Raw genomic sequence first — 17,704 nt, forward strand, 5'->3', positions numbered from 1 at the left:
GCGCCTTTTTCGTTTTTTGCGGTACAGTCGCAGCACTTGCCGCCCGTTCGGAGTCCATGCCCGGCGCGCGGCCCCGTGCTGCATGAAACAACGATGACGAAGCCGCCGAAAATCCCCGAATCCGTTCTTGTCGTGATCTACACGCCCGACCTCGATGTGCTCGTGATCAAGCGTGCCGACCAGCCCGATTTCTGGCAATCGGTGACCGGCTCGAAGGACGCGCTCGACGAGCCGCTCGCGGTCACCGCCGCACGCGAAGTGGCCGAAGAAACCGGCATCGCGATCGGCACGCCGGACGTGCCGGCCAGTGCACTCGTCGACTGGCGCCACCGGATCGAATACACGATCTATCCGCAATACCTGCACCGCTATGCGCCGGGCGTCACGCGCAACACCGAACACTGGTTCGGCCTGTGCGTGCCGTATCGCGTCGACGTGACGCTGTCGCCGCGCGAGCACGTCGACCATGCGTGGCTGCCGTTCCGCGAGGCGGCCGCGCGCTGCTTCTCGCCGTCGAACGCCGAAGCGATCCTGCAACTGCCCGCACGCGTGGCACTGTCGCGCGCGCCGCACGGCTCGTCCGCATGACGGCGGAAGCCCGCAAGCGCTTCGCGCAATTGCGGCAGATGTTCCTGCAGGAACGCGGTTCCGCGTCGCGGCTGGCCTTCACGTCGGGCAACACCGTCAGGCTGTGCGAGGGCGGCGGCGCATTCTTCCGGGCATTGATCGAGCGGATCGATGCCGCCCGCGAGCAGGTGATGCTCGAAACCTACATCTTTTGCGACGACGCGGCCGGCCGGCCGGTGTCGGACGCGCTGATCCGCGCGGCGCAGCGCGGCGTGCGCGTGCGCGTGATCACCGACGGCATCGGCACCGCACGCCTGCCGTTGTTTGACACATGGGTGGCGGCCGGCATCGAGCACTGCATCTACAACCGTTTCCTGTTCGGCCGTTTCGGCTTTTCGCGCACGCATCGAAAGCTCGCGGTGATCGATCATGCAGTCGCATTCTGTGGCGGCATCAACATCATCGACGACTACGCGCAGGGCGGCGCGACGCTGCCGTTTCCGCGCTGGGATTTCGCGGTCGAGATGGCGGGGCCCGCGGTGTCCGACGTGCGGGCCGCGTTCGAACTGCAGTGGCACCGGATCATGTTCGGCCACAAGCCGTATGCGCAATACGCGGCCGGGCTGCATGGCGGCGAGGCCTTCCCCGAGATGTTCCGGCGCTGGATGCGCAGCCACAGGTGGATCAAGGCCGGCGCGCTGCGGGTCGTGACGGAGCCGAGCGTCGCGTTCGTCGCGCGCGACAACGTCGTGAACCGCCGTGCGATCGAGAAAGCGTATCTCGCCGCAATCGGCCAGGCGCGCCAGCGGATCCTGCTCGCCAATCCGTACTTCATGCCGGGGCGCAAACTGCGCCGTGCGCTGACGGGCGCCGCGCGACGCGGCGTCGACGTGCGGATCCTGATCGGCCGCAAGGAATTCGCGGCGCTCGATACGGCCGTGCCGTTCCTCTATCACGCGCTGCTGCGCGCAGGCGTGCGCGTGGCCGAATACGACAAGACGATGCTGCACGGCAAGGTGGCCGTGATCGACGACAATTGGGCGACGGTCGGCTCGTCGAACCTGGACGCGCTGAGCCTGATGTTGAACAATGAGGCGAATGTCGTGCTGGTGCGCTACGATGCTGTCACGAACGAACTGCGTGACGCGATCGCGGCCGCGTTTGCCGACGGCCGGGAAATCGATCCCGCGCGATTCGCCGCGCGCCCCCGGATCGAGCGCATGCTGAACTGGCTCGCCTATACGACCTATCGCCTCGTGATGAAGGCGCTGACGGTCGGTGGTTACGACTGACGAAGACTAAGCGTTCGCTTCAAAAATCTGTCCGCACGTTCGTGCGGAAAAGCCGCTCCGGTCCCGCCGGAATCGCGCAAAATAGCGGCTCGGTTAGACACCGGTTTCTAATAATTTCCTTGTTTCGCGAGCGGCCGCACTCAATAATAGTACGGCCGTTCGATTTTATTCGAACCCCCGAACGGTTACAGAAATAGCTATGCGAAAAGGCGAACAGACGCGTGCCGCGATACTTGAAGCTGCTTTGGACCTCGCCAGCCGTGACGGGCTGGAGGGGCTGACGATCGGCCTGCTGGCCGAGCGCATGCAGATGAGCAAGAGCGGTGTGTTCGCGCACTTCGGATCGCGTGAGGATCTGCAGGTCGAGGTCGTCCGCGAGTACCACCATCGTTTCGAAAACGAGGTGTTCTTTCCGAGCCTGCGCGAGCCGCGAGGCTTGCCGCGCCTTCGGGCGATGCTGGCCCGCTGGACGGAGAAGCGCATCCAGGAGGTGACGACCGGATGCATCTACATCAGCGGTGCCGTCGAGTACGACGACCGGCCTGACAGCCCCGTGCGCGAGCAGTTGATCGCAAGCGTGACGGCCTGGCGTGCCGCGATGCTGCGTGCCATTTCGCAGGCGAAGGAAGAAGGCCATCTGCGTGCGGATACGGATCCGGACCTGATGCTCTTCGAGTTGTACAGCTTCACGCTCGGCCTGCATCACGACGCACGCTTCCTGCATTCGCCGGACGCCGTGCGCCTCACGTGGGCCGCGCTGGAAAAGACGATTGTTTCGTATCAGAGCGAGAGCCGTTAGCGGCGCGTGATCCGCCCGCCAGGAGCTCGAGCCGTTTTGCCCACCTTTGGAGAGAGTCATGGGACAGTACGCCGCGCCGCTGCGCGACATGCAATTCGTGTTGCACGAGCTTCTGAACGTCGAAGCCGAAGTCAAGCAAATGCCCAAGCATGCGGACCTCGACGCCGACACGATCAACCAGGTCCTCGAGGAAGCGGGCAAGTTCTGCTCCGAGGTACTGTTCCCGCTGAACCAGGTCGGCGATCGCGAAGGTTGCACGTATGAAGGCGACGGCGTCGTGAAGACCCCGACCGGCTTCAAGGAAGCCTACCAGCAGTACGTCGAGGCCGGCTGGCCGGCACTCGGCTGCGATCCGGAGTACGGCGGCCAGGGCCTGCCCGCGTTCGTGAACAACGCGCTCTACGAAATGCTGAACTCGGCGAACCAGGCCTGGACGATGTATCCGGGCCTGTCGCACGGCGCCTACGAGTGCCTGCACGCACACGGTGCGCCGGAGCTGCAGCAGCGCTACCTGCCGAAGCTCGTGACGGGCGAATGGACGGGCACGATGTGCCTGACCGAGCCGCACTGCGGCACCGACCTCGGCATCCTGCGCACCAAGGCCGAACCTAACGGCGACGGCTCGTACTCGATCAGCGGCACGAAGATCTTCATCTCGAGCGGCGAGCACGACATGTCGAAGAACATCATCCACCTCGTGCTCGCGCGCCTGCCGGACGCGCCGCAGGGCACCAAGGGGATCTCGCTGTTCATCGTGCCGAAGTTCATCCCCGACGCAGCGGGCGAGCCGGGCGAGCGCAACGGCATCAAGTGCGGCTCGATCGAGCACAAGATGGGCATCCACGGCAACTCGACGTGCGTGATGAACCTCGACGGCGCGAAGGGCTGGATGGTCGGCGAGCCGAACAAGGGCTTGAACGCGATGTTCGTGATGATGAATGCCGCGCGCCTCGGCGTCGGCATGCAGGGCCTCGGCCTCACGGAAGTCGCGTACCAGAACTCCCTCACGTATGCGAAGGAGCGCCTGCAGATGCGCTCGCTGACGGGCCCGAAGGCACCGGACAAGCCGGCCGACCCGATCATCGTGCACCCGGACGTGCGCCGCATGCTGCTCACGCAGAAGGCCTACGCCGAAGGCGCGCGCGCATTCACGTACTGGTCCGCGCTGCAGATCGACAAGGAACTGTCGCACGGTGACGAAGCGGTGCGCAAGGAAGCAGCCGATCTCGTCGCGCTGCTCACGCCGATCATCAAGGCGTTCCTGACCGACAACGCGTTCGAGTCGACCAACCACGCGATGCAGATCTACGGCGGCCACGGCTTCATCTCGGAGTGGGGTATGGAGCAGTACGTGCGCGACGCGCGGATCAACATGATCTACGAAGGCACGAACTCGATCCAGTCGCTCGACCTGCTGGGCCGCAAGGTGCTCGGCGACATGGGCGCGAAGCTGAAGAAGTTCGGCAAGCTCGTCACGGAATTCGCGGAAGCCGAAGGCGTGAAGCCGGAAATGGCCGAGTTCATCAACCCGCTCGCCGACATCGGCGACAAGGTGCAGAAGCTGACGATGGAAATCGGCATGAAGGCGATGCAGAACCCGGACGAAGTCGGCGCTGCCGCCGTGCCGTACCTGCGCACCGTCGGCCACCTGGTGTTCTCGTACTTCTGGGCGCGCATGGCGCGCCTCGCACTCGACAAGGAAGCGTCGGGCGATCCGTTCTACAAGTCGAAGCTCGCGACGGCACGTTTCTACTTCGCGCGCCTGCTTCCCGAGACGGCATCGACGATCCGCGCCGCTCGCGCCGGTTCGAAGACGCTGATGGAAGTCGACGAATCGCTGTTCTGACGCGAGTCCGGGCGGCGCGCGCTGCGCGCCGCCCGAACGCAACGGTTCCTGGTACTCACTTCGCCGTGCAGCCCATACCTCCCGCGCTGCACGACACTATCCGGAGACATCCCGTGAGCAATTTCCTGATTCGCAAGGTCGCCGTGCTGGGCGCCGGCGTGATGGGCGCGCAGATCGCCGCGCACCTCATCAACGCGCGCGTGCCGGTGCTGCTGTTCGACCTGCCGGCCAAGGAAGGCCCGAAAAACGCGATCGCGCTGAAGGCGATCGAGAACCTGAAGAAGCTGTCGCCTGCGCCGTTCGGCGTGAAGGACGACGCAAAGTACCTCGAAGCAGCGAACTACGAAGACGACATCGCGAAGCTCGCCGAGTGCGACGTCGTGATCGAAGCGATCGCCGAGCGGATGGACTGGAAGCACGACCTGTACAAGAAGGTCGCGCCGCACATCGCACCGAACGCGATCTTCGCGACCAACACGTCGGGCCTGTCGATCACGAAGCTGTCCGAAGGTTTCTCGGACGAGCTGAAGTCGCGCTTCTGCGGCGTGCACTTCTTCAACCCGCCGCGCTACATGCACCTCGTCGAACTGATCCCGACCGCGCATACGCGTCCGGAGATCCTCGACCAGCTCGAGACGTTCCTGACGAGCATCGTCGGCAAGGGCGTCGTGCGCGCGAAGGACACGCCGAACTTCATCGCGAACCGCGTCGGCATCTTCTCGATCCTCGCGGTGATCACCGAGGCCGCGAAGTTCGGCCTGCGCTTCGACGAAGTCGACGACCTGACGGGCAGCCGCCTCGGCCGCGCGAAGTCGGCGACGTTCCGCACCGCGGACGTGGTCGGCCTCGACACGATGGCGCACGTGATCAAGACGATGCAGGACAACCTCGCCGACGATCCCTTCTTTCCGGTCTACCAGACGCCTGCCGTGCTCGCCGAACTGGTGAAGCAGGGCGCGCTCGGCCAGAAGACGGGCGGCGGTTTCTACAAGAAGGAAGGCAAGGCGATCAAGGTGCTCGACGCGAAGACGGGTACCTACGTGGATTCGGGCGCGAAGGCGGACGAAACCGTCGGCCGCATCCTGAAGCGCCCGCCGGCGGAACGCCTGAAGCTGCTGCGTGAAACGGATCATCCGCACGCGCAGTTCCTGTGGTCGATCTTCCGCGACGTGTTCCACTACATCGGCGTGCATCTCGAATCGATCGCCGACAACGCGCGCGATGTCGACCTCGCGATCCGCTGGGGCTTCGGCTGGAACGAAGGTCCGTTCGAAGGCTGGCAGGCCGCCGGCTGGAAGCAGGTCGCCGAGTGGGTGCAGGAAGACATCGCGGCCGGCAAGGCGCTCGCGAACGTGCCGCTGCCGTCGTGGGTGCTCGACGGCCCGGTTGCCGAGAAGGGCGGCGTGCACACGGCCGAAGGCTCGTGGGCACCGGCAGCGAAGCGCTTCGTGCCGCGTTCGGACCTCGCGGTCTACGACAAGCAGGTGTTCCGCGCACCGCTGCTCGGCGAAGCCGGCGCCGATCCGAAGACGTACGGCAAGACCCTGTTCGAGACCGATGCCGTGCGTGCCTGGGTCGACGACCGTGCGGGTGAAGACGACGTCGTGATCGTGTCGTTCAAGTCGAAGATGAACACGATCGGACCGAGCGTGATCGACGGCCTCGTGCAGGCAATCGAACTCGCGGAGAAGGACTACAAGGGCGTCGTGATCTGGCAGCCGACGTCGCTGAAGCTCGGCACGCCGGGCGGCCCGTTCTCGGCTGGCGCGAACCTCGAAGAGGCGATGCCCGCGTTCATGATGGGCGGCGCGAAGGGTATCGAGCCGTTCGTGAAGAAGTTCCAGGAAGGCATGCTGCGCGTGAAGTACGCGAACGTGCCGGTCGTCGCAGCCGTGTCGGGCATCGCGCTCGGCGGCGGGTGCGAGCTGATGCTGCACAGCGCGAAGCGCGTCGTGCACGTCGAGAGCTACATCGGTCTCGTCGAAGTGGGCGTCGGCCTCGTGCCGGCGGGCGGCGGCCTGAAGGAAGCCGCGCTGCGCGCAGCGGAGGCCGCAACGGCCGCGAACGCGACCACCGACATCCTGAAGTTCGTCACGAAGTCGTTCGAGAACGCGGCCATGGCGAAGGTGTCGGCGTCCGCGCACGACGCACGTGCGATGGGCTACGTGAAGCCGTCCGACACGATCGTCTTCAACGTGTTCGAACTGCTCGACACCGCGAAGAAGGAAGCGCGCGCGCTGGCAGCAACCGGCTACCGCGCACCGCTGCGCGCGAAGGACGTGCCGGTCGCAGGCCGCTCGGCGATCGCGACGATCAAGGCATCGCTCGTCAACATGCGTGACGGCCGCTTCATCAGCGACCACGACTACCTGATCGCGAGCCGCATCGCCGAAGCCGTGTGCGGCGGCGACGTCGAAGCCGGCAGCCTCGTCGACGAGCAGTGGCTGCTCGCGCTGGAGCGCCGTGCGTTCGTCGAGCTGCTCGGCACGCAGAAGACGCAGGAACGGATCATGGGCATGTTGCAGACCGGCAAGCCGGTGCGTAACTGAGCGAGCGGATAAGGCAAGGAGTCTCAAATGAGCAAACAATTGCAAGACGCATACATCGTCGCCGCCAGCCGCACGCCGATCGGCAAGGCCCCGCGCGGTGTCTTCAAGAACACGCGCCCGGACGAGCTGCTGGTCCATGCGATCAGGTCGGCGGTTGCGCAGGTGCCCGGCTTCGACACGAAGCTGATCGAAGACGCGATCATCGGCTGCGCGATTCCGGAAGCCGAGCAGGGCCTGAACGTCGCGCGGATGAGCGCGCTGCTCGCGGGCCTGCCGCAGACGGTCGGCGGCGTGACGGTCAACCGCTTCTGCGCGTCGGGCATCACGGCGCTGGCCATGGCGGCCGACCGCATCCGCGTCGGCGAGTCGGACGCGATCTTCGCGGGCGGCTGCGAATCGATGAGCATGGTGCCGATGATGGGCAACAAGCCGTCGATGTCGCCGCATATCTTCGATCGCAACGAAGACTTCGGCATTGCGTACGGGATGGGCCTGACGGCCGAGCGCGTCGCCGAGCAGTGGAAGGTGAGTCGCGAAGACCAGGACGCGTTCTCGGTCGAGTCGCACCGCAAGGCGCTTGCCGCGCAGCAGGCCGGCGAGTTCGACGACGAGATCGCTGCGTACACGATCACCGAGCGTTTCCCGAACCTGGCGACGGGCGAGGTCGACGTGAAGACGCGCGAGATCAAGCTCGACGAAGGTCCGCGTGCGGATACGTCGATCGAAGGCCTCGCGAAGCTGCGCACGGTGTTCGCGAACAAGGGCTCGGTCACGGCCGGCAACAGTTCGCAGACGTCGGACGGCGCGGGTGCGCTGCTCGTCGTGTCGGAGAAGGTGCTCAAGGAATTCAACCTGACGCCGCTCGCGCGTTTCGTGAGCTTCGCGGTGCGTGGCGTGCCGCCGGAAATCATGGGCATCGGTCCGAAGGAAGCGATTCCGGCCGCGCTGAAGGCCGCCGGCCTGAAGCAGGACGATCTCGACTGGATCGAGCTGAACGAAGCGTTCGCCGCGCAATCGCTGGCGGTGATGCGCGATCTCGGCCTCGACCCGTCGAAGGTCAACCCGATGGGCGGTGCGATCGCACTCGGCCACCCGCTCGGCGCGACCGGCGCGATCCGCGCGGCGACCGTCGTGCACGGCCTGCGTCGCCGTAACCTGAAGTACGGGATGGTCACGATGTGCGTCGGCACCGGCATGGGCGCCGCGGGCATCATCGAACGCCTGTAAGCGGAGCGGGACAAGAGCGACGACGGTGCGCGGGCCACGAGCTCGCGCACCGTTTTTTCATTCCGATAGAGGAAAGTCAAAGGAGACGGTTGTGGCCGAAATTCAAGTGGAACGCGCCGATGGCGTGATGACGATCACGATCGCGCGCCCGGCGAAGAAGAACGCGCTGACGGCGGCGATGTACCAGGCGATGGCCGACGCACTCGCCGAAGCCCAGGAAGACAAGGCGATTCGCGTGATCCTGCTGCGCGGTGGCGACGGCAATTTCACCGCGGGGAACGATCTCGAGGATTTCCTGAAGTCGCCGCCGAAGGACGACACCGCTCCGGTGTTCCAGTTTTTGGCGCGGATCAGCAGCGCGAGCAAGCCGATCGTGGCCGCGGTGCCGGGTCTGGCGATCGGCGTCGGCGTGACGATGCTGCTGCATTGCGATCTCGTGTACGCGGCCGACACCGCGACGTTCTCGCTGCCGTTCACGCAGCTCGGGCTGTGCCCGGAAGCCGCGTCGAGCGTGCTGCTGCCGCGTCTGGCCGGCCATCAGGTGGCGGCCGAGAAGCTGCTGCTCGGCGAGGCGTTCGACGCGCTGGAGGCGCACCGGATCGGCATCGTCAACCGCGTGCTGCCGGCGGCCGAGCTCGACGCGTTCGCGGCGAAGCAGGCGGCGAAGCTCGCGGCGCTGCCGGCGGCATCGCTGCGTGTGACGAAGGCGCTGCTCAAGGATACGGGCGGTGTGGCTACCGCCGCGCGGATGGCCGAAGAGGCGGCCCACTTCTCGGCGATGCTGCGCGCGCCGGAAGCGCGCGAGGCGATGACGGCGTTCTTCGAGAAGCGCAAGCCGGATTTCCGTCAGTTCGACTGACGGAGCGGGTCGCGCCGGCGGCGTATCGTCGGCGCGATTTCGCGCTCGGGATCAGGCCGTGCCGTAGTCGACGTGACCGGTTTCGCGGCAGAAGCTGACGAGCCGCAAGCCGGCCGCTTTCGCGATTTCGATCGCGAGCGACGACGGTGCGGAGATCGTCGCCACCAGCGGGATGCCGACCCGTGCGGCCTTGCGCACGAGCTCGTAGCTCGCGCGGCTCGACAGGAACACGAAGCCGTCGGTCGCGTCGGCGCGCGACAGCACGAGCGAGCCGATCAGCTTGTCGAGTGCGTTGTGGCGGCCGACGTCCTCGAACGCCATCCGGATCGCACCTGTTGCGCTGCACCACGCGGCCGCATGCAGGCCGCCCGTGAGCTGCGTGAGCGCCTGGTGGGCCGGCAGACCGCGCGCCGCGCGCGCCAGCGCGTCGGGCGCGAGGCGCGCGAGAAAGCCCGTGTCGGGCACGCGTTCGGGTGCGAGGTCGAGCAGGTCGATGCTTTCGATCCCGCACACGCCGCAGCCGGTGCGTCCGGCGAGCGCGCGGCGCCGGTCCTTCAGCGCGGCGAATGCCTGCTGGACGACCTCCAGGTGGACTTCCGCATGCGGCAGCGGCGCGTCGGCGTGCAGGATCACCTCGATATCCTTGATGTCGCTGCCGCGCGAGACGATCCCTTCCGAGATCGCGAAACCGACCGCGAACGCTTCGAGGTCGCACGGCGTACACATCATCACCGCATGCGAGATGCCGTTGAAGACGAGCGCGACGGGCCATTCCTGGCCCACGTAGTCGTGTGCGGTCTCGACGGCGCCGCCGCGCGTGCGGCGCACGGTCAGTTCGATCGCGCCGCGCGGTTCGTCGCGCATGTCAGCGGATTCGGTCGGATTCACGAGCACTCCCGTTGATTCAGCGCGAGGCCGGCGGCAATCGTATCCGCCGCCTGCGCGCAGAGGTTCTAAAATACCCCAGGCAAGCCGGCCGCGCCGGCATCCGCCACGTCAGGTAACGATCATGGGACTCAGCGACGCTCCACTGCTATTCGCCTTCGAACACGAATCGTCGGAAAACTTCACGTACATCCCGATGATCGTGCGTTTCAATCTCGACCGTTTCGGTCTGCGGATTTCACTGGCGCAGTGGCAGTTGCTGCCGCTCGAGGACCGCAAGCTGCTCGCGCGCTTTCCGGCCGACGACGACACCGTGATCGAGCCCAATTTCGATCACGCGCTGTTCGAGATGCTGCGCACGCATGCCGATCTGGAACCGTCGTGGTTCCAGCCGGACGAGCAGCCGGCCTGGCGCGCCACCGATACGGTGCCGGAGTCGCTCGTGCAGCAGAGCGCGCTGGCCGGGCTGTCGGCGCCGGCGCTCGCGCAGTGGCAGCGGCTCGCGCCGTTCCAGCGCTACGTGCTGGTGAAGCTGTCGCGCAAGCCGAAGCTGAACCACGATTTTCTGCCCGCGATGCGGGAGTTCGGGCTGACGGCCACGCACTGAGGTGGCCGCCGGCAGGCGGAGGGCGCCGTCGCGCGGTGCTCGCCCGTCAGAGCGGCGGCAGTTGCCGCGGCTTGCGGTCGGTGCCGGTTGCGACGTAGGTGAGCGTCGCTTCGGTAACCTTCACGACTTCACCCATCAGGCGCATGCGCTGTGCGTACACCTCGACGTCGACCGTGATCGACGTGTTGCCGGTGCGCGTGATGGTCGCGTAGAAGCTCAGCAGATCGCCGACGAACACCGGCTGCTTGAACACGAACGAGTTGACCGCGACCGTCGCGACGCGACCGTTTGCGCGCTGGCTCGCGGGGATCGAGCCGGCGATGTCGACCTGCGACATGATCCAGCCGCCGAACACGTCGCCGTGGACGTTCGCGTCGTGCGGTTGCGGGACGACGCGCAGCGCGGGCTGTTTTTGCGGGAGTTCGAGGGTCGAATCGGTCATGGCGGGGGCTTTCATCCTGTAATGAATTTGCCGCCGCGCGCAGCCTGGCCGGCGAGGGCGCCGGCAGCGGCGCGAAGCGGCTTCTGCGACAATACAACGTTCGCAAATTGTACGAGAAAGTGAGCGAGCCGGCCGCCGTTGCACGCGTTCGGCACCGCCGCCGATCCTTCCCCCCATGCGCCGATTTCCTGCTTCCGGTGAGCCCGCGCCGGCTTCAACCGGGCCCCGCAACGACTGGCAGACCATCCGGTCGCTGCTGCCGTACCTGGCCACTTACAAGTGGCGCGTCGCGCTCGCGCTCGGCTGCCTGATCGGCGCGAAGGTCGCGAACCTCGGCGTGCCGGTCGTGATGAAGCGCATCGTCGACCACCTGTCCTACGTACAGCAGATCACCGCGATCGGCCGCGCCGAACAGTCGGCCGGCATCGTGCTCGCGGGCGGCGTGGGGCTGCTGGTCGTCGCGTATGCGCTCGTGCGGTTGTCCACTTCGCTGTTTACCGAGCTGCGCGAGATCCTGTTCTCGAAGGTCACCGAGAGCGCGGTGCGCCAGCTCGCACTGCAGGTGTTCCGGCACCTGCACGGGCTGTCGCTGCGGTTTCACCTGGAGCGCCAGACGGGCGGCATGTCGCGCGACATCGAGCGCGGCACGCGCGGCATCCAGCAACTGATTTCGTATTCGCTGTACAGCATCCTGCCGACGCTCGTCGAGGTCGGGCTCGTGCTCGGCTTCTTCGTGGTCAAGTACGAGGCCTATTACGCGTACGTGACGTTCGCGGCGCTGGTCACCTACATCGTGTTCACGGTGAAGGTCACCAACTGGCGCACGCATTTCCGCCGCACGATGAACGAACTCGATTCGCGCGCGAACTCGCGGGCAATCGATTCGCTGATCAACTACGAGACGGTGAAGTACTTCGGCAACGAGGAGTGGGAAGCGCAGCGCTACGACGAGAACCTGAAGCGCTACCGCAAGGCCGCGATCCGTTCGCAGAACTCGCTGTCGGTGCTGAACTTCGGCCAGCAGGCGATCATCGGCACGGGGCTCGTGTTCATCCTGTGGCGCGCGACGCAGGGCGTGCTCGCGGGCAAGCTGACGCTCGGCGATCTGGTGCTGATCAACACGTTCATGCTGCAGCTGTACATTCCGCTGAACTTCCTCGGCGTCGTCTACCGCGAGCTGAAGCAGAGCCTCACCGACATGGACCGGATGTTCGGGCTGCTGTCGGCCGCGAAGGAAGTCGCCGACCTGCCCGATGCGCGGCCGCTTGCGGTCGCCGGCGCGCAGGTGCGCTTCGAGCACGTGAATTTCGCGTACGAGCCGGCGCGGCAGATCCTGTACGACGTGTCGTTCACGATCGACGCGGGCACGACGACCGCGGTGGTCGGTCACAGCGGCTCCGGGAAGTCGACGCTGTCGCGGCTGCTGTTCCGTTTCTACGATCTCGACCGGCAGGCGGGCGGTGCGATCCGGATCGACGGGCAGGACATCCGCGACGTCACGCAGGACTCGCTGCGCGCATCGATCGGGATCGTGCCGCAGGACACCGTGCTGTTCAACGACTCGATCTACTACAACATCGCATACGGCCGGCCGACCGCGACCCGCGACGAGGTGATCGCGGCCGCGCGTGCAGCGCACATCCACGATTTCATCGAAAGCTTGCCGAAGGGTTATGACACGCCGGTCGGCGAGCGCGGGCTGAAGCTGTCGGGCGGCGAGAAGCAGCGCGTCGCGATCGCGCGCACGCTGTTGAAGGATCCGCCGGTGCTGCTGTTCGACGAAGCGACGTCGGCGCTCGATTCGCGCTCGGAGCGCGCGATCCAGCACGAACTCGACCAGATCGCGCGGCATCGGACGACGCTCGTGATCGCGCACCGGCTGTCGACGGTCGTGCACGCGCAGCAGATCCTCGTGATGGACCACGGGCGGATCGTCGAGCGCGGCACGCACGACGAACTCGTGCGCGCCGACGGGCTGTATGCGCAGATGTGGGCGCTGCAGCAGCAGCGCGCGGCGGCGGGCGGGGAGGAGGCGGAAGCCGCGTGAGCGGCGGGCGGTGCTGCGCGCGCAGCACCGCAGCGGGACGGCAGCGAGCTTGACGGGCGGGAGTCGCGCCGGCATGAGGGGCCGGCAGGCGCTGGTCCTGTTGTTCAGCCAGGCCAACCCGGCCGGGTTGCCGGTCGGCTCACCAGCGGGCCAACCGCCCATCCGATCGACCGGCCCGACGACCCGTCAGCCGGTCACTCCGCGGCGCGCAGCCGCGCATCGAGCTCGCCGAGCTGCGCGGGTGTGCCGACGTTCTCCCAGACGCCTTCATACAGTTCGCCGCTCGCGCGGCCGGCCTCGATCGCCGCGCGATAGTACGGCGTCAGCGCACGCCGTGTGCCGGGCGCGAGATCGCGGAACATCCGCGTGTCATACAGGCCGATATTGCCGAACGTGAAGCGTGCGGGGCCGTCGAGCGCAAGGCGGCCGTCGTCGCCGAGTGCGAAGTCGCCGGCCGGGTGGAACGGCGGGTTCGGCACCATCACGAGGTGCATCGCCGGCGCTTCGAGCTCGGCCATTCGGGCGGCGCGCGGCGCGAGCGACCGGTAGTCGAACGCGCAGTAGACGTCGCCGCTGACCGCCGCGAACACGGCCGGCTGCCCGTCGCGCTCGAGCAGCGGCAAGGCCTTCGCGATGCCGCCGGCCGTTTCCAGTGCCTCGCCCTCGGCCGAATACGCGAGCCGCACGCCCCAGCGCGAACCGTCGCCGAGCGCAGCCTCGATCTGTTCGCCTAGCCACGCATGGTTGATCACGATCGTCTCGATGCCCGCGCGGGCGAGCGCTTCGATCTGCCACACGATCAGCGGCTTGCCGCCCGCTTCGAGCAGCGGCTTCGGGCGAGTGTCGGTGAGCGGGCGCATCCGTTCGCCGCGCCCGGCGGCGAAGATCATCGCCGTGGTCAGGGTGTTGCTCATGTTCGGCCGGGTTTCAGGAGAGTCGGAACGATCAGAACGTATAGCCCACGTCGGCCGGTGCGTTACCCTCGAACTCGTCGAGCAGCTTCGCGAACGGCACGAGCGGGCGGTAGCGCAGCGCGACCTTGCGCGCATACGCGATGAAGCGCGGCAGGTCGTTCAGGTAGTGCGGCTTGCCGTCACGGTAGTTGATACGCGCGAACAGGCCGAGCACCTTGATGTGGCGCTGCAGCCCCATCCACTCGAGCTGGCGGTAGAACTCGCCGAAATCGGGGTCGACCGGCAGGCCGGCCTTTTTCGCCTTTTCCCAGTAGTACGCGAAGCAGTCGAGCTCGAACGCCTCGTCCCAGCTGATGAAGGCGTCGCGCAGCAGCGACACGACGTCGTACGTCAGCGGCCCGTAGACGGCGTCCTGGAAATCGAGGATGCCCGGGTTCGGCTCGCACACCATCAGGTTGCGCGGCATGAAGTCGCGCAGCATGAAACCTTGCGGCTGCGCGTGCGCGCTGGCGACCAGCAGCGCGAAGGTGCGGTCGAGTGTGCCGCGCATCGCGTCGGTGACGGGCTTGCCGAGGTGGCGGCCGACGAACCATTCGGGCATCAGCTCCATCTCGCGGCGCAGGAATGCCTCGTCGAACGGCGGCAGCACGTCGGGCTTCGATGTGAGCTGGAAGCGGATCAGTGCGTCGAGCGCCGCGCGCATCAGCGGTTTTGCGGCGGCCGGGTCGGTCGGATCGAGCACCGAGATGTACGAGGTGCGGCCGAGATCGGTCACGAGCATGAAGCCCGCGTCGAAATCGTGGGCCAGCACGTCAGGCACATGGTTGCCGGCCGCGACGAGCAGTTGCGCGACCTGGACGAACTCGCGGCACTTTTCGGGCGGCGGCGCGTCGACGGCGATCAGCGTGCCGCCGGCGCTCGTGGCCGATGCGACGCGGAAATAGCGCCGGAAACTGGCGTCCGACGATGCGGGCGAGAGTGTCGACAGGTCGAGCGCATAGCGTTCGGCGAGCGGGTGCAGCCACGCGGCGAGCGCTTCGAGGCGGGCGTCGGGCTGGGATGCGGCGGATGGGGGCGTCATGAAACTCGGCGGAGGGGGGAACGTCTTGCCATATAATACCCCACGACTTTTTTGACGCGCCCCGCGTCAGCTTCCGCCGTGCAGGCCCGCTGCCTGCCGCGCCGTCCGCCCGATCGCCTCCCCGGTTTGCGCTCAGCCGCAGTCGCGGTGCGACGGTGCGGCCCGCCATGCGCGAATGTGCCGCGACGGCGCGGTTGACAAGGGGCGATTCGCCAAACGATAGATGCCGCCCAAACCGCTATTCCCGAATGTTTTCCCCGGTGACGGGGCGCCGCGCAAACGGCGGCTCGCGCTCGCGCTCCTGGCCGTGCCCGGCCTCGTGCCGGCCGTGTCGTACGCGCAGCTGTCGGGCGCGGCCGCGCAGCCGCAGCCGCTCGACTCGCCGTGGGATCTGCGTCTCGCGCCCCAGCTCGAGGATCATCCGCTGAAGGACGGCTCGAAGCCGGCCGCCTTCGTGATCGCCGACCACACGAGCGGCACGGCCGAGCAGGATCTCGCCGCGAAGGGTTCGGCCGAGCTGCGGCGCGGTGACGCCGTCGTGAAGGCCGACGCGATCCACTACGATCAGGATACCGACATGGCCGATGCGTACGGCCAGGTCAAGGTGATCAATGGCGGCACGTCGTTCGCGGGCCCCGAGGCGCATCTGAAGATCGAGGCGAACCAGGGCTTCATGACGGCGCCGAAGTACCACTTCAACATGACGGGCGGGTCGGGCAGCGCGGAGCGCGTCGACATGATCGACAGCGAGCGCTCGGTGTTCGTCAACGGCACGTACACCGCGTGCCAGTGCTCGACGAACCCCGCGTGGTACATCAAGGGCAGCCGCTTCGACTTCGATACGGGCGCCGACGAAGGCACCGCGCGCAACGGCGTGCTGTTCTTCCAGGGCGTACCGATCTTCGCGAGCCCGTGGATGACGTTCCCGCTGTCGGGCGAGCGACGCAGCGGCCTGCTGCCGCCGACGTTCTCGATGAACTCGAGCAACGGCTTCGAACTGACGCTGCCGTACTATTTCAACATCGCGCCGAACCGCGACCTGACGCTCACGCCGCGCATCATCTCGCGGCGCGGCGTGATGGCCGAGGCGACGTTCCGCTACCTGTCGCCGTCGTATTCGGGCACGTTTACGGCCAATTACCTGCCGGATGACCGGCTCGCGCACCGCAACCGCTACGCGATCTACTGGCAGCACCAGCAGAACTTCGGCGGCGGCTTCGGCGGCTACGTCTACTACAACAAGGTTTCGGACAACACCTATCCCGAAGATCTCGGTTCGTCGAACCAGTTCATCAACGGGACGCAGACGCTGTACCAGCAGGAAGCCGGCCTGACGTACAACAACGGCCCGTGGTCGGTGCTCGCGCGCTACCAGCACTGGCAGACGCTGCCGCCGTCGATCGCGCCGTACAGCCGTGAGCCGCAGTTGAACGTGAAGTACACGAAGTACAACGTCGGCGGCTTCGACTTCGGCGCGGAAGCCGACTATTCGCGGTTCCGCATCACGACCGCCGATGCGGCCCAGGGTGACCGGATCGTCTTCAATCCGTACATCTCGTACGGCGTGTACGGCCCCGGCTACTTCGTCGTGCCGAAGGTCCAGTACCACTTCGCGTCGTACGACCTGAACTACCTGTCGTCGACCACGCCGAACAACCCGAAGCGCTTCACCGAATCGATCCCGACCGTCAGCTTCGACTCGGGGCTGATCTTCGACCGCTCGGTACGCCTGTTCGGCCAGGACTTCATCCAGACCCTCGAGCCGCGCCTGTACTACGTGTACACGCCGTATCGCAACCAGTCGAACGCGCCGCTGTTCGATACTGCGGAATCGGACTTCGGCCTCGCGGAGATCTACCAGCCGAACACGTTCGTCGGCAACGACCGGATCGCCGATGCGAACCGGATCACGGCCGGCCTCACGTCGCGCTTCATCGATCCGCGCACCGGCGACGAGCGTGCGCGCTTCGTGATCGCGCAGCAGTATTACTTCGCCGATCAGCGTGTCACGCTGAATTCCGGGCAGAGTGCCGTACTGGCGCGCCACTCGGACCTGATCGTCGGCGCCGCGCTGAAGCTCGGCTCGGGCTTCATGTCGGAGACGGCGTTCCAGTACAACCAGAACAACAACCAGCTCGTGAAGTCGAGCGTCGGTTTCGGCTACAGCCCGGGCGAGCGCCGCGTGATCAACGTCGGCTACCGTTATACGCGCTCGAACACCACGCTCGACAACCAGCCGATCAACCAGTTCCTGGTGTCCGCGCAATGGCCGCTCACGCGCCGCCTGTATGCGATCGGCCGCTTCAACTACGACCTCGCCGGCGATCGCGTGGTCGACGGTCTGGTCGGCTTACAATACGACGCGGACTGCTGGGCGCTCGGGGTCGGGGTGCAACGGGCTGCGAACGGCATCAATTCGTCGGGACAGCAGAACTCGTCGACGCGAGTCATGATGCAGCTGACGCTCAAGGGCCTGTCGACCGTCGACAACGGCCTCGTGTCCGCATTCCGCGCCGGGGTGCCGGGCTACACGCCGTTGCCGCCGCCGCCGCCGCCGATGTCCCGCTTCAGCAACTACGAGTAACGCCG

14 protein-coding genes are annotated in these 17,704 nt (G+C 66.6%); 10 read left to right on the plus strand and 4 right to left on the minus strand.

All coding sequences use genetic code 11. The features are described 5' to 3' along the window. Window positions 1-93 precede the first annotated feature (93 nt). The 7 genes from nudB (at window position 94) to HWX39_RS27275 (ending at window position 9,139) form a co-directional block, all read left to right on the plus strand. Entirely contained in the window at window positions 94-588 is a 495-nt protein-coding gene (nudB, locus tag HWX39_RS27245; RefSeq protein WP_175970852.1) for a dihydroneopterin triphosphate diphosphatase, read from the plus strand. Then, complete coding sequence (gene clsB / locus HWX39_RS27250) at window positions 585-1,859, plus strand: cardiolipin synthase ClsB (RefSeq protein ID WP_175970853.1); 1,275 nt, start codon at window positions 585-587, stop codon at window positions 1,857-1,859. Before nudB ends, clsB begins: the two co-directional genes overlap by 4 nt. Before the next feature lie 199 nt (window positions 1,860-2,058). Next, a complete protein-coding gene (locus HWX39_RS27255) occupies window positions 2,059-2,658 on the plus strand; it encodes a TetR/AcrR family transcriptional regulator (RefSeq protein WP_006751498.1) in 600 nt (199 codons plus the stop codon). A gap of 58 nt (window positions 2,659-2,716) precedes the next feature. Further along, on the plus strand, window positions 2,717-4,504 hold the full coding sequence (locus HWX39_RS27260; RefSeq protein WP_069257557.1) for an acyl-CoA dehydrogenase C-terminal domain-containing protein: 1,788 nt from the start codon (window positions 2,717-2,719) through the stop codon (window positions 4,502-4,504). Between the two features lie 113 nt (window positions 4,505-4,617). Next, window positions 4,618-7,053 (plus strand): 3-hydroxyacyl-CoA dehydrogenase/enoyl-CoA hydratase family protein, encoded by a 2,436-nt coding sequence (locus HWX39_RS27265; protein ID WP_175956322.1) that lies wholly within the window; start codon window positions 4,618-4,620, stop codon window positions 7,051-7,053. Between the two features lie 27 nt (window positions 7,054-7,080). After that, window positions 7,081-8,280 (plus strand): acetyl-CoA C-acyltransferase, encoded by a 1,200-nt coding sequence (locus HWX39_RS27270; RefSeq protein ID WP_175970854.1) that lies wholly within the window; start codon window positions 7,081-7,083, stop codon window positions 8,278-8,280. Window positions 8,281-8,371: 91 nt separating this feature from the next. Beyond that, window positions 8,372-9,139: an enoyl-CoA hydratase gene (locus tag HWX39_RS27275; protein ID WP_175970855.1), complete on the plus strand. Its 768-nt coding sequence runs from the start codon at window positions 8,372-8,374 to the stop codon at window positions 9,137-9,139. A gap of 51 nt (window positions 9,140-9,190) precedes the next feature. Here HWX39_RS27275 and fdhD read toward each other — a convergent pair whose 3' ends face one another. Further along, window positions 9,191-10,027 (minus strand): formate dehydrogenase accessory sulfurtransferase FdhD, encoded by an 837-nt coding sequence (gene fdhD / locus HWX39_RS27280; protein WP_175970856.1) that lies wholly within the window; start codon window positions 10,025-10,027, stop codon window positions 9,191-9,193. Between the two features lie 121 nt (window positions 10,028-10,148). On the opposite strand from fdhD, the gene HWX39_RS27285 reads away from it, so the two are divergent. Beyond that, window positions 10,149-10,631 (plus strand): nitrate reductase associated protein, encoded by a 483-nt coding sequence (locus tag HWX39_RS27285; protein WP_175970857.1) that lies wholly within the window; start codon window positions 10,149-10,151, stop codon window positions 10,629-10,631. 46 nt (window positions 10,632-10,677) lie between these two features. Here HWX39_RS27285 and HWX39_RS27290 read toward each other — a convergent pair whose 3' ends face one another. Then, window positions 10,678-11,073 (minus strand): hotdog domain-containing protein, encoded by a 396-nt coding sequence (locus tag HWX39_RS27290; RefSeq protein ID WP_041492954.1) that lies wholly within the window; start codon window positions 11,071-11,073, stop codon window positions 10,678-10,680. 175 nt (window positions 11,074-11,248) lie between these two features. Here HWX39_RS27290 and HWX39_RS27295 point away from each other — a divergent pair, with 175 nt between their 5' ends. Then, window positions 11,249-13,120 (plus strand): ABC transporter ATP-binding protein/permease, encoded by a 1,872-nt coding sequence (locus tag HWX39_RS27295; RefSeq protein WP_175956332.1) that lies wholly within the window; start codon window positions 11,249-11,251, stop codon window positions 13,118-13,120. A gap of 194 nt (window positions 13,121-13,314) precedes the next feature. Here HWX39_RS27295 and murU read toward each other — a convergent pair whose 3' ends face one another. Beyond that, window positions 13,315-14,034, minus strand: coding sequence for an N-acetylmuramate alpha-1-phosphate uridylyltransferase MurU (murU, locus tag HWX39_RS27300; RefSeq protein WP_175970858.1), 720 nt, complete (start codon window positions 14,032-14,034; stop codon window positions 13,315-13,317). Window positions 14,035-14,065: 31 nt separating this feature from the next. Beyond that, window positions 14,066-15,115 (minus strand): phosphotransferase, encoded by a 1,050-nt coding sequence (locus tag HWX39_RS27305; protein ID WP_175970859.1) that lies wholly within the window; start codon window positions 15,113-15,115, stop codon window positions 14,066-14,068. A 223-nt stretch (window positions 15,116-15,338) separates the two neighbouring features. Here HWX39_RS27305 and HWX39_RS27310 point away from each other — a divergent pair, with 223 nt between their 5' ends. After that, complete coding sequence (locus tag HWX39_RS27310; RefSeq protein ID WP_175970860.1) at window positions 15,339-17,699, plus strand: LPS-assembly protein LptD; 2,361 nt, start codon at window positions 15,339-15,341, stop codon at window positions 17,697-17,699. Window positions 17,700-17,704 lie beyond the last annotated feature (5 nt).

This window comes from Burkholderia sp. BCC0322, from assembly GCF_902833045.1.
Taxonomy (GTDB): domain Bacteria; phylum Pseudomonadota; class Gammaproteobacteria; order Burkholderiales; family Burkholderiaceae; genus Burkholderia.

Coding starts and splice junctions, on each gene's coding strand:
- nudB (WP_175970852.1), top strand. CDS start 94: ATGACGAAGCCGCCGAAAATCCCCGAATCCGTTCTTGTCGTGATCTAC.
- clsB (WP_175970853.1), top strand. CDS start 585: ATGACGGCGGAAGCCCGCAAGCGCTTCGCGCAATTGCGGCAGATGTTC.
- HWX39_RS27255 (WP_006751498.1), top strand. CDS start 2,059: ATGCGAAAAGGCGAACAGACGCGTGCCGCGATACTTGAAGCTGCTTTG.
- HWX39_RS27260 (WP_069257557.1), top strand. CDS start 2,717: ATGGGACAGTACGCCGCGCCGCTGCGCGACATGCAATTCGTGTTGCAC.
- HWX39_RS27270 (WP_175970854.1), top strand. CDS start 7,081: ATGAGCAAACAATTGCAAGACGCATACATCGTCGCCGCCAGCCGCACG.
- HWX39_RS27285 (WP_175970857.1), top strand. CDS start 10,149: ATGGGACTCAGCGACGCTCCACTGCTATTCGCCTTCGAACACGAATCG.
- HWX39_RS27290 (WP_041492954.1), bottom strand. CDS start 11,073: ATGACCGATTCGACCCTCGAACTCCCGCAAAAACAGCCCGCGCTGCGC.
- HWX39_RS27295 (WP_175956332.1), top strand. CDS start 11,249: ATGCGCCGATTTCCTGCTTCCGGTGAGCCCGCGCCGGCTTCAACCGGG.
- murU (WP_175970858.1), bottom strand. CDS start 14,034: ATGAGCAACACCCTGACCACGGCGATGATCTTCGCCGCCGGGCGCGGC.
- HWX39_RS27305 (WP_175970859.1), bottom strand. CDS start 15,115: ATGACGCCCCCATCCGCCGCATCCCAGCCCGACGCCCGCCTCGAAGCG.
- HWX39_RS27310 (WP_175970860.1), top strand. CDS start 15,339: ATGCCGCCCAAACCGCTATTCCCGAATGTTTTCCCCGGTGACGGGGCG.